This is a genomic window from Gemmatimonadota bacterium, assembly GCA_022560615.1.
Lineage (GTDB): Bacteria > Gemmatimonadota > Gemmatimonadetes > Longimicrobiales > Gaopeijiaceae > UBA1138.
Map to the genome: position 1 here is coordinate 1 of JADFSR010000069.1, position 10,756 is coordinate 10,756.

9 protein-coding genes are annotated in these 10,756 nt (G+C 66.1%); 5 read left to right on the forward strand and 4 right to left on the reverse strand.

Translation table 11 applies throughout. From position 1 onward, the window contains the following. Positions 1-221: 221 nt before the first annotated feature. Positions 222-1,271, forward strand: coding sequence for a cytochrome-c peroxidase (locus tag IIB36_19545; protein MCH7533937.1), 1,050 nt, complete (start codon positions 222-224; stop codon positions 1,269-1,271). A gap of 45 nt (positions 1,272-1,316) precedes the next feature. Here the strand turns inward: IIB36_19545 and IIB36_19550 are convergent, their stop codons facing one another. From IIB36_19550 to IIB36_19565, 4 genes are all read right to left on the reverse strand, one after another. Then, on the reverse strand, positions 1,317-2,768 hold the full coding sequence (locus IIB36_19550) for an amidohydrolase family protein (protein MCH7533938.1): 1,452 nt from the start codon (positions 2,766-2,768) through the stop codon (positions 1,317-1,319). Between the two features lie 207 nt (positions 2,769-2,975). Then, positions 2,976-3,674, reverse strand: a complete 699-nt coding sequence (locus IIB36_19555; protein MCH7533939.1) for a tetratricopeptide repeat protein — start codon at positions 3,672-3,674, stop codon at positions 2,976-2,978. Positions 3,675-3,797: 123 nt separating this feature from the next. Further along, entirely contained in the window at positions 3,798-4,487 is a 690-nt protein-coding gene (locus tag IIB36_19560; protein ID MCH7533940.1) for a Crp/Fnr family transcriptional regulator, read from the reverse strand. Positions 4,488-4,489: 2 nt separating this feature from the next. Continuing rightward, complete coding sequence (locus IIB36_19565) at positions 4,490-5,707, reverse strand: MFS transporter (GenBank protein MCH7533941.1); 1,218 nt, start codon at positions 5,705-5,707, stop codon at positions 4,490-4,492. Positions 5,708-5,872: 165 nt separating this feature from the next. Here IIB36_19565 and ggt point away from each other — a divergent pair, with 165 nt between their 5' ends. The 4 genes from ggt to IIB36_19585 all read left to right on the forward strand — a co-directional run. Next, on the forward strand, positions 5,873-7,606 hold the full coding sequence (gene ggt, locus IIB36_19570; protein ID MCH7533942.1) for a gamma-glutamyltransferase: 1,734 nt from the start codon (positions 5,873-5,875) through the stop codon (positions 7,604-7,606). Between the two features lie 3 nt (positions 7,607-7,609). Continuing rightward, a complete protein-coding gene (locus IIB36_19575; protein MCH7533943.1) occupies positions 7,610-7,984 on the forward strand; it encodes a DUF423 domain-containing protein in 375 nt (124 codons plus the stop codon). A gap of 28 nt (positions 7,985-8,012) precedes the next feature. Next, entirely contained in the window at positions 8,013-8,792 is a 780-nt protein-coding gene (locus IIB36_19580; GenBank protein MCH7533944.1) for an NAD-dependent deacylase, read from the forward strand. A 74-nt stretch (positions 8,793-8,866) separates the two neighbouring features. Beyond that, the coding region (locus tag IIB36_19585; GenBank protein MCH7533945.1) for an Ig-like domain-containing protein at positions 8,867-10,756 on the forward strand (1,890 nt) is incomplete at its 3' end.

Below are 10,756 nucleotides of genomic sequence, written 5' to 3' on the forward strand. Positions count from 1 at the left end.
CGGGGTGAGCCGCACGTCCTATCGCGAATCTCCATCGACGGCGGGCCAGTGACGGATATCGTGGACTTCCCATGCGATGGGGACGATTGCACGGTGAGGCAGCTCGAAATACATCCGGACGGCCGGATGATCACGCTGCTTCTCGGAAAACCCATAGGCGAGATCTGGATGATGACCGGTTTCGGAGTTGGCGACGCGTTGTCGGGGACGTCTCAAAGCCGGTGACGAATCGGCTCGCTCCCGCCCCGTGGTTGGCACCGCTGCTGCTTGTGGCGTGCTCGACGCACGTCACCGGCGGCGGTGGTGGCGGCGGCAGTGTTGCGTTCGAGATGCCTAGGCTCGAAGGGCTCGATCTCTACCTGCCGGTTCCCGCCGACAATCCCCTCACCCCCGCCAAAGTCGCATTGGGTGAACGACTCTTTTTCGACCCCCTGCTGTCCGCCGACGAGAAGGTGAGTTGCTCGTCGTGCCATAAACCGCAACACGTGTTCAGCGACACCGTGGCCGTCTCAGCCGGCGTGTACGATCGTCGGGGCACACGAAATGCGCCGAGCATCGTAAACGCCGCATACGGCGATTCCTTCTTCTGGGACGGACGCGCCGCCACCCTCGAGGACCAGGCGCTTCTCCCCATTCAGGCTCCCAACGAAATGGACATGTCCCTGGACTCCGTGTTGCAGCGTCTGGGAGGACACCCCGAGTACCCGGAGAGGTTTGCAGCCGCGTTTCCTGACGGCGAGATCTCCGAGCCCAACCTCGCCCGAGCCATCGCCAGTTACGTGCGAACGCTCCGCTCGGGTGATTCACCGTTCGATCGTTTCTTCGCCGGCGACAGCACCGCGTTGTCGACCGAGGCCCGAGACGGATTCCGACTCTTCGTAGGACGAGCGCGATGTTCGCTCTGTCACGCCGGCCCCACGCTCAACGATCAATCCTTTCACAACACCGGCGTAGCATGGCGCGACGGCATGCTGGCCGATTCCGGCCGGGCCGCCGTGACCCGTACGCCCGACGCTCTCGGGGCGTTCAAGACCCCCTCGCTCCGGAACGTCGCGCGTACCTCGCCTTACATGCACGACGGTAGCATCGCCACCCTAGAAGAGGTCCTCGAGTTCTACGACGACGGCGGAAACTCCAATCCCTATCAAGACCCCGATATCCGTCCGCTGAACCTCGACGCGAGTGAGCGGAGCGAACTGCTGGCGTTTCTCAGATCGTTGAGCGGCGAGGTCACGGTCGGCGAGGTAAGATTACCTGACACTCAGCATTAGCGGATTCCGCCCGCCCTGCTCTGCTTCTCGAAGCCCCAGCCCGAGTCAATTCTCGCCCGTCCATCGGGTTCGTAGCGCCTCTCGGTCGACCATCCGACCTCGAAGATAGACCTGGTAGATGGTACGCGTGTTCCGAATGTCTTCGAGCGGGTTTTCGTCGAGGATGACGAAGTCGGCGCTTTTTCCGACGGTGAGCGTGCCCATCTCGCTCAGCCCGAGTCGTTGCGCGGGTCGGCTGGTGCCCGCCGCGATCGCCTGCATCGGGGTCATGCCCAGACGAACGAAGATTTCCAGCTCCCGGTGACCCGTGTAGCCGAAGAAGTGGCCCGGTAGAGCCCCGGCATCGGTCCCGAGCACGATGTCCACATTCGCGTCCAGAAGCCGAGAAAAAGCCTCCCTCAATATCCGTTCGCGCTCAGCCGCAGTCGCCGAAGGCGCCTGCGCATTGGCGCCCGCCGGCTGGCGCGAGTCGTAAGCTTCGCCGAGGCGCGCCCACACCCCGGGATGCGTCGCGTCCTGCAGGAACGGGTCGTCCGCCACGCGCTCGCGCCGGAGCTCACCCAGCCCGAGATTCGGTACCAGAAAGGCTCCCGAGTCGTGGATCTGCGTGGCCAGGTTCGCGCCCATCGCCGCGCCGATGCGCCCGTGAAGGAATCCCGCCACGCCCGCCTCGAGCAGATCCGGCATGTCCTGCGCGTTCTGCTGATGCACGAAGACTTCGATGCCGTACACCTGGGCCTCATCGAGGATCGCGTGATAGACCTCCCGGCTCAGCTTCTCCTGGCTTCCCCCACGATCGTCGACCCAGATCTTGATGAAGGGGATGCCTTTGGCGGAGACATCACGGACCGCCCGCCGAGCCTCTTCGGCCGACGCGACCCCCCTCAGAACGGTCATCCCGGTCTCGTCGGCGATGGCGATAGCCTGCGTCAGGAACTGGTTGTTGGGCCCCTGCCCTGGCGGCGCCATGCCGGCGGCGAAGACCAGCCGTGCGCCTTCTGCGTCGCTCGCCTGTTGCGCCCTTTGGACTTCGAGCGCGAGGTCTTCAGGGTCGCTGCCGGCCGAAAAGACGGCGCCGAACCCGTAGTAGGCGTAGCGCTCGAGATGATCGATCACGTTGTCGCGCGTGTAGTTCTCGGCTCCCCAGCTCGCGTACCCTTCGTATCCCAGGTGCGCGTGCGCGTCGATCAAGGCCGGAATGATCGTCTTTCCCCTCACGTCGGTCCGGCTGGCTCCGGATGGCACGACGACCTCCCCGGTAGGCCCAACCGCAACGATCCGGTCGCCTTCTACGAGGAGATCGCCGCGCTCGATCAGGTCCCCATCCCCGATGATCAGCCGTGCCCCTTCGAAGAGCACGACCGCTTTTGGACCGGCATCCGAGGACGCTGGGCTCCCATCCGGTGCCGGCCCGGAATCGGCCGGGCCACATCCTGCCGCTAGGAGCGCGACAACGACGAGGCCGAGTGACCAGATCAGAGTCTTTGTGGGTCGCATCTCACGCATCCGCATCACACATGTCCCCGGGGTCGCCGGCTGGACGTCCGCAGCCCCTATGCTGAGGGCGAGACTCTATCACGGCCGAGGTTGCAGCCAATCACGCCGTGAGGTTCGCCTTCAGCGAGGTCCTCTCCCTCGAGGCGAGACGCCCCAGCCCAATCCGAACGGGAATCCTCCCCAGTCGTTCGCCACTAGCCCGATCGGTCAGGTGGTCGCCGCCGTCTTGAGCTCCTGGATCCGCATCTCGAACTGTCCGCGCTCGGCTGCGCTCTCCTCCATGTTGCTCAATACGCGCTCGTAGAGCTCGATGGCGCCGGAGGCATCGCCCTGGTCGGCCCGAATCCGAGCGGCACTCGCCAACGCGTCGCGCACCTGGAAGTCGAGCTCCGAGCGATCCGCGATCCTCAAATAGATCGCTTCGGCCTCACTCCAGAGGTTGTCCTGCTCGTAGGCGGCACCGAGCAGCGCGGCTCCCTGGAACTCGATCGGGTCTCGCGGCGAGGCGCCGAGCGGCTCCAGCACGACCTGGGCCTGCTCCGGATCGTCGGACTGCAAGTACAAATCGCCTAGCAGCAGCCGTGCTTCGCCCTCGTAGGCGGTGCCACCGAAGCGCTCGAGGAACGTGACAAGCTCGTTCTTGGCGCCCTCGCGGTCCTGGATCGCGATCGACTGATGCACGGCCTCGAGCTGCTGCGCCGCCTGCTGAACCAAGTCCTCCTGATAGTTCCGGTAGTACCATATTCCGGCAATCCCGATGACGGCGACCACGCCCAGAACCGTCAGGAGCTGCTGGTTGGCGCTGGTCCATTTGCCCACGTGCAGCACCTTCGCGAGGAAGATGTCGTCGGGGTCGTTGCTGTGCTCTTGGTGGGTCCGGCGGGCACCGGGATGACGCTGCGACATGAAAGGACCTTCTTCTCGGGAAGCGCCAAAAGCTAGACGGGGCGGAGATTTCGGTCAACGCGCCGGTCAGTGCTTCGCAGCCTCGACAGGCCCCCTGAAAACGCCGGGCCCGAGCCCCTCGGGTCAGCCGTCTGAATCGGTCTCGGAGGGGTGATACCCAGCCAAGATCCAGAGGTCGCGCGGACGCCGAAGCACGAGGAAGCCGTCGGCCATCGCAACCACACCGTCGTAGAGCCAGTCGTTGAGCAGCGTCGTCACGGTGGCCCGATGAGCCCCTGCCAGGTCGGCGAGCACCTGGTGGGTCAGTTTGACCGAAAGATGCACTCCGCGCCCGGCCGGGTCACCGCACCGCGCGCTGAGATCCAGAAGCACTTCCGCGAGGCGCTGTGCGGCGGTGGGGCCCCGTGAACCGCCCTGCGCATGGCGCAGGCGATGCAACTCTCGCTCGACACCCTCGAGGTAGGCGTCCAGACTCTTCTTCGCCGTCTTTAGGCCAGTCAGAACGCTTGTCGTCGGCAGAGCGACCACGCTGCACGTCGATCCCGCGATCGCCCCGTACCTTCGGTGGCCCTCGGTGAACGCTTCATCGCCAAAGAGCTCCCAAGGGAGCGCCACCGACACCGTTCGCTCGCTCCTCCCCTTCTCCATCCCCGGCAGCACGAGCCGCATGAATCCGGACTGAACGAGGAACACGTTCTTGGCGGAACTTCCGGCCGCGTAAAGCGGCCGCCCCTTTACGAGTCGCACCACCTCCGCGCGTTTCACGAGCCGGAACAGCTTGCGGTCCCGCGCCGGAACGAGGTGAAACGGCATCGTCAAGCCTCCGCAGCGCCGCCGGAGGGTACGTTCTTCAACGCCGGGTGCAACGCGAGCCCTACTGCGACGAGGATGAGCGGCATCGAAAGCAGCGTCGCCGGCTGCGGTCCGATCGCGTCCGCGAGTAGACCCGTACCCAGAACGCCGACCGAGCCGGTGGCCCATGCGAGTCCCATGACGACGCCCGAGCTCACAGCGGCACCTCGAGGGAGCATCTCCTGCGCCATCACGACGATCGGAGGCAACGTGGCCATGCCGAGGAAGCCAGCGACCGCGGCGAAGACGAGCCCGAGTCCGCCCTGCGGCCCGAGCCAGACCGCCGCGAGGTGAGCCGGTAACGCCCAGGCACAGAGATGTGCCAGCAGGAGCCTCCGATCGACCCTGTCGGCTAGAACCCCCCCGGTCACCGTGCCGAGCACCTGCGCGCCGAGGTAGATGGTGAGCACAACCGCACCCAGAGTCTCGGATCCACCGAACTCCGCCACGATGATCGGCGTCATGGTGAGAAACGTGCGTTGCACGAACGCCATCGTTGCGCTGATGCCGAAGATGAGCCCGAGTGGGCCGACGAGGTGGTGCAGCACCTCCAGGGGCGCAGGCGGCGCCTCCGCTGCCTTCGTCTCCGCGCGACCACTCGGCAGCGTACGGAAGAAGAACGGCGTCAGAATCAACGCCGGCAGCATCGCGATCCACAGACCCTCCATGCCGCGCCACTGCACGAGACCGACCGCGATCAGGGGCCCCGCCGCGAAACCGAGGGAGCCGCCGAACGCGAACACCGAGTAGCGAGCTCCTCCTCCCCTTCCCTCTCCCACCCGCACCGCGTACGAAGCGCCCGGAGGGTGGAACGCCGCGCTTCCGAGTCCGCCAAGCATCAGCAGAATCGCGAGCACCCAGAAACCCGACGCGAAGCCGATGGACGCGATGAAGATCCCCGAGACGAGCGGCCCGGCGACCGCAAAGACGCGGCGTCCATGGCGATCGGCCAAGTACCCGAAGAGAGGCTGCGGAAGTGCTGACGCAATGGAGAACGTCACCGCCAGAGTTGCCGCCGACGCGATCGACAGCCCCATGTTGTCCATGATGCGCGGCAGGAGCGGGGGGATGAACGAGGCGTATCCGTCGTTCAGGCCGTGCGCGAGCGCAACGACGATCGCAATCCGTGTCGGCGAGACCGCCTGGGGACGGCCCTCGACCTTGGATACGACGACGTGCACGATGGACTCTGGCTCCACGGACAGGGGACGAGCAGGGGCTGAACAGAGGACGAAAGGGGCCCCATGATAACCGAGGCGGCCCACCACCACCAACCGCCCCTGGCGCGGTCGTGACGCCCCCCCCAACGTGCACCGACGCACGCGTCACGAACCCCCGGATCCGACATGAAGCAGCTAGCCTCCCGCCCGATTCTGGCCGCGCTTGCGGCGCTCACCCTCACGGTCTGCGCCGGGCCCGAGACGCCACCTGCGGAGCAGGAGATGGAGGGGCAGACGACGTATGCTCCCCAGAACCGGCCCGATGTGCGAGGCACCCGGGGTGCCGTGTCGGCGGACCACCCACTCGCGGCGCAGGCGGGGCTTCAGGTCCTGCAGAACGGGGGAACGGCTACGGACGCGATCATCGCGATGGCAGGCGTGCTCGCGGTCGTGCGACCACACATGAACGGCGTGGGTGGTGACGCATTCGCGATCTTCTACGACGGTGGAACGGGTGAAATCAGCGCGCTGAACGGTAGCGGCCGATCCGGGGCACTCGCGACGCCAGACTTCTTCCGCTCTCAGGGTCTCGACGAGATCCCACAGACGGGGGCCCGGGCGGTGAGCGTGCCGGGGGCAGTCGCTGCGTGGGTCGACGCGCACGAGCGCTTCGGCAGCAAGCCGTTCGCGCAGCTGTTGGAACCAGCGATTCGCTACGCGAGCGAGGGCTTTCCGGTATCGACACGTCTGGCCATGGACTTCGAGTCCCAAGGCGGCGCGCTGAACGAGCCGGGCCGGGCGCTCTACCTGCCCGGTGGGTCGGCTCCGCCTGTGGGCTCGCTGCTCAAGAACGAAGCGCTGGGTGCTACGCTGGCGCGGATCGCACGAGGAGGAAAAGACGCTTTCTATCGAGGCCCGGTCGCCAAGCAGCTCTCCGCCTTCATCGAGGCCGAGGGCGGCCATCTACGCGCCTCGGACTTCGCGGCGCACACGTCGACGTGGGTCACTCCGCTGAGGAACGACTACCTCGGTTACACCTTTGTCGTCATGCCTCCGAACACGCAGGGCGTAGCACAGCTGACCTACATGGAGATGGCGAAGGCGCACCCCATCGAGTCGCTCGGGCACAACACGGCGGCGTATCTGCACACGATGATCGAGCTGAAGAAGCTCGCGTTCGCGGACCGCGACCGCTGGGTCGCCGACCCGGAGAGCGCGCACGTGCCCGTCGAGCGGATGATGGACCGCGACTACCTGCGTCGACGCGCGGCGCTCGTGGATCCCGGACACGCTGCCGACGACGTGGAGGCGGGATTCGGCGACAGCATGGAGGAAACGGACGACCAGACCCCAGACGACTCCGGTGACACGGTGTACCTGACCGCGATCGATGAGAACGGGAACGCGGTGAGCTGGATTCAGAGCAACTTCGCTGGTTTCGGGTCGGGGCTTCTAGAGATCGAGACTGGGGTGCTGCTGCACAACCGCGGTGCGCTGTACACGCTCGAAGACGGCCACCCGAACCAGGTCGCGCCCCGGAAGCGGCCGTATCACACGCTCACGCCGATGATGGCACTGCGAGGAGACGACTTCGCTTTCACGATGGGTACGCCGGGGGGCGACAGCCAGACGCAGACCCTGCTCCAGATCGTGCACAACATGGTGCTCTTCGGCATGACGCCTCAGCAGGCGATCGAGGCGCCTCGTTTCCGTTCGAACGGCGGGCTGTCCGTGTCGATCGAGGACCGCGTCGGTTTGGACGTCCGTGCAAGCCTGACAGCGCTCGGGCACCGTGTTCGTCCGGTCGAGGGGTGGACCGCCACGTTCGGGGGCGCCCAAATGATCTTCTACGACCCAGAGACCGGCACGCTGACCGCAGCCGCCGACCCGCGCCGCGAGGCGTATGCACTGGCCTACTGACCTGTGACGCCCGATCGCCTCTTCTTCGGGCTCGGTGCGCTTCTGGCCGGCCTCTCCGTCGCGCTTGGTGCGTTCGGTGCCCACGGACTTCGGAATACGTTGAGCCCGGAAGATCTCGCGACGTTCGAGACGGGCGCTCGCTATCAGATGTATCATGCGCTCGCGCTGCTCGCCGTGGCCTGGGCATACGCCCGGTGGGAGGCCCCCCTCGTCCAGGTCGCAGGTTGGCTCTTCGTCATCGGCATCGTGGTTTTCTCCGGCAGCTTGTACGCGCTCGTGCTGACCGGGCAACGGTGGCTTGGTGCGGTGACCCCTCTCGGAGGTGTAGCATTGCTCGCCGCGTGGGCTGTGCTGGCCTGGTCGGCATTCCGGAGCTGATGCGCATGAGTCATCTCCGAGCTCTGCGATGACCGAGGAGATGGCCCGGGCACGGCGGCTCGTTGGTGAAGCCGGTCGTATTGTGGTACTGACCGGAGCCGGCATTTCGGCGGAGTCGGGAGTCCCCACGTTTCGGGGCGCCGGAGGCCTGTGGAAGTCCCATCGAAGCGAAGAACTCGCCACACCCGAAGCTTTCGCGCGCGATCCACAGACCGTGTGGGAATGGTATTCCTGGCGGAGGGGGCTCATCGCGGACTGTGCCCCGAACCGCGGCCACTTGGCACTCGCCCGCTTGGCGCTCGGGGACACGCCCACGACGATCGTGACTCAGAACGTGGACGGCCTACACACGAGGGCCGCTCACGAGGCGGCTGGCAGCGCCGACCCCTCCCCTGCACTCCCCGTCGAGGTCCACGGCGCGATCGATCGCGACAAGTGCTCGGCGTGCGGTGCACGCACGCCGGGCACGACCTCGGTCGACACCGGCAGCCACGATTCGCTCCCGCGCTGCGCGGCGTGTGACGGCATGCTCCGCCCGGACGTCGTATGGTTCGGAGAGGCTCTGGAACCCGAGATCCTGTCGCGCGCGTTCCAGGTGGCCCAGGACGCGGATCTGTGCCTGGTGGTCGGAACGAGCGCGCTGGTCCAACCGGCGGCGTCGGTGCCACTCGCGACCCTGCAAGAGGGCGGCCTGCTCATCGTGGTGGACCTCGAACGCACGCCACTCAGCAGGGAGGCCGAGGTCAGCCTGCTCGGGCCAGCTGGTGAGCTGCTGCCCGAACTCCTCGACGTAGAACCCCCGACCTGATTAGAATCCGACATGGGATCTGTTCGTCCGGAGAGCCTCGAGATGCGTCGATTTAACCGGCTACCGGCGCCCCCGTGAGCACTCGTCGTCCGCGCGTCGTTTTTGCACTAGCGCTCCTTGCCGCCTGTGGTGGCTGCGAGGGCCCGATCGACCCCGGTAACGGCGGCGGCGGGGCGACGATCGTTTCGGTTGTGGTTTCGCCGGCGAGCTCGACGATCGCGGTCGGAGCGACGCAGCAGTTCACGGCCGCGATCCGGGACTCGAACGGCAGCAACGTCACGAACGCCACGGTGACGTGGTCGAGCGCGAACGCGTCCGTGGCGACGGTGAGCAGCAACGGACTGGCCACGGGCGTCGGTGAGGGCACCGCGGTAATCACAGCAACGGTCAGCGGCGTCTCGGGCTCCCAGGACCTCACCGTCGAGATCTTCGAGTGCAGCAATCGTCAGACGGTCCAGATGGATCCCGGCAGAAGCGCGACGTACGAGGCGACCGATTGCATCCTGCTTCCGTCGGGCGTTTCGGGAGACCGCTACCGTGTAGCGGTGATCCGCCCCTCCGAGAGCGAGAACTCGAGCAACATCACGACGGCGACGGTGACAGCCACCGCCATCGGCTCGTTTTCCAACGCGGTGGCCCCGACCAGCACTCCGGCAACGGCTCCTTCGCAGCTCCTTCCCAAGATCGACGGCACCGTCTTTGTCGAGAACTTCGAGCGGCGGCAGCAGACTCGGAGGGCGCATGCGCTTCTGCGACAGCGCGAGCGCGACATGGGCTTCTCGAAGGAGACATTGCTCCGGAGTAGGCCGATGCTGGCACCGGAGCAGCGTACGGACCCGCCCGCGACGCGGCAGCTCAACACGACCGGCACCTGTTCGGGGACAAAGACGCAGCACTCGCTCGTCGCCTTCAACGACGACCTCGCGATCTATCAAGACGATGCCAGCCTGGCGATCGACGTCGCGTCTGCGACCGTCATGCTCGACTACTACTCGTCGTACGTGAGGGACATGATCGCCGAGTATTGGGGCCCGATTCCGGACGTCGACGGGAACGGACGCATCCTGGTCACTACGACGACCTCGCTCAGCTTGGGTGGTGTGGCAGAGACTTTTTCGGGCGATCTCCAGGACGCCACAGCGTGCGCAAACGGCAATCAGGCCGAGATCGCCTACTTCCAGACATCGTTCTTCAACCGGATGGCCAACGCCACCCCCAATTGGGCGCCGCTCGGTGTGCTCGCGCACGAGGCCAAGCACATCATCTCGTTCCGCAATCGCGTGTTGGGCGGACTGGGGAGCGATCCGACTTGGCTCGAAGAGGGGGCCGCCGACATCTCCGAAGAGATGGCGGCGCGGACCGCGTGGGCCGCGACCGGCGGCCCGGCGATCACGGCGGCCGTCACGGGCGCGGACATCCTCAGCGCTGTGTTCGCCAACGGCAACAGCATTCCCAGCATTCCCAAAGAGCTCTGGGGCGTTATCGACCGGATCTCCGGCATCATCATCCAACTGTCCAACCACCCGAACAGCTTCACGACGAACCCGACGGGGGCACACTTTCAGCACTCGTTCTATCACGGAAGTTGGCACCTGCAACGCTTCCTGGCGGATGCCTATGGCAACGCAGGAAGCGGTCAGGCCGGTGCCTTCTTCACGGCGCTCTTGGCTCCCTCCGCGACGCCCGGTACAGCAGGGCTGACCGCCCAGACGGGTCAGACCCTCGAGCAGCTCTTCGTGGAGCTCGTCACCGCGATGAGCCTACATGGGACCACGGCCCCCCAACCGGCTCGCACGTTCACGACTTGGGACCTCGTCTCCGCGACCGACATCTTCGCCGAAGGGTCGCCGGCGCAACTCTTGCCCACCGGCCTCTACCCGTGGCCGGTGACCACCACTTCCGACGAGAACCCGAGCGCCGGTTTCGTCACCGCCACCTACTCGGGCGTGATGGGAGTCGCGGGT

Coding starts and splice junctions, on each gene's coding strand:
- ggt (MCH7533942.1), top strand. CDS start 5,873: ATGAAGCAGCTAGCCTCCCGCCCGATTCTGGCCGCGCTTGCGGCGCTC.
- IIB36_19580 (MCH7533944.1), top strand. CDS start 8,013: ATGACCGAGGAGATGGCCCGGGCACGGCGGCTCGTTGGTGAAGCCGGT.
- IIB36_19560 (MCH7533940.1), bottom strand. CDS start 4,487: ATGCCGTTTCACCTCGTTCCGGCGCGGGACCGCAAGCTGTTCCGGCTC.
- IIB36_19550 (MCH7533938.1), bottom strand. CDS start 2,768: ATGCGACCCACAAAGACTCTGATCTGGTCACTCGGCCTCGTCGTTGTC.
- IIB36_19555 (MCH7533939.1), bottom strand. CDS start 3,674: ATGTCGCAGCGTCATCCCGGTGCCCGCCGGACCCACCAAGAGCACAGC.